This is a genomic window from Vibrio sp. Vb0304, assembly GCF_033338995.1.
GTDB lineage: Bacteria > Pseudomonadota > Gammaproteobacteria > Enterobacterales > Vibrionaceae > Vibrio > Vibrio alginolyticus.
In genome coordinates this window covers 1-1,086 of sequence record NZ_JAWOTT010000319.1, presented here as the reverse complement: position 1 = coordinate 1,086, position 1,086 = coordinate 1, and the positions used below count along the sequence as shown (strand labels likewise).

The window sequence follows — 1,086 nt, the reverse complement described above, 5'->3', positions numbered from 1 at the left end:
GGCATTTGGCACAACCGGAAAATGCAAATAAAACTCGGTAAATTCATTAGTTACCGATTTACACTCAATTCGACCACCAAAAGAACGCATCACACGCTGACAGTAACCCAAGCCAAGCCCGCTACCGCCGCTTTTCTGGAATGAGAAAAAGTCATCAAAGATTTTGTGTACGATGCTGTCATCAATCCCAGGCCCTGTATCGCGGAAAACAAGCGTGTTTTCATAAGGGCCGATGAGGGTTCTGATTTCAATTTGACTATCGGGATAGGAATCAAAATAGTAAATCGCATTGCGAATCAAATTGAAAATGACAAAGTTGAACAGCGTCTCGTTGATTTTGGCGACAAAGTCGTTTTGAGTCGGAAGTTTCACCCTTTCGATGATGTGTTCGTTTTCAAAACCGTATCGACTCACCGCAAGATCCACCGCTTTATGAATCGAGGTGAGCGAAAGGGGCTCATGCACAGCAGAAGTATCGCTGACTTCGCGCAAGATGATGTCGATGAGTTGGCGTCCACGCTGAATTGCTGCTTGGCCTTTTTCTATATCGCTTCTGATCTTGTCATCGGATGCATTGCTATCAATGTGCTGTTTCAGCGCTTCAAATTGAAGCTGAACTTGCGCCAATGGGTTGCGCATTTCATGGGCGATCGAGTTGGCCAACGCGCGGCTTTGACGAATCTTTCTATCAGACTCAATCGTATTTTGTACGCGGATCAACAATGTTTGTAGTGCTGAAATCTCTTCGTTCGAAAACAGTTTGTTATCGCTTTTGTGTGAAGAAATCAGCAAATGTGAAACCGACTTTTCACGGCCAAACAGTGGCATAACAAGTGCCGTGTTACTCGATCTCATGCGTTCATACAGAGCTTTGATTGAACCTTTTGAAGACGGTTTTTCGTCGAGTCTTTCAGAAAGTTCGTCGAGCACCAAAACCGAATCATTGCTGTGTAAATAATCTTCGTAGAAGGTTTCGGTGTAGTTACTGGTTACGAGTTGAAGCTTGTCATTGGGTATGTTGAGTAATGTGCTCAACTGATGCACGGCATCGTCGATTGAGCGCTTAAACTCTTCTTCTAACGCTAA

The 1,086-nt window shown here is 44.2% G+C and carries 1 protein-coding gene; it reads right to left on the bottom strand.

The window, feature by feature from the left end:
- The coding region (locus R7P35_RS25935) for a HAMP domain-containing sensor histidine kinase (RefSeq protein WP_318093333.1) at positions 1 to 1,086 on the bottom strand (1,086 nt) is incomplete at both ends.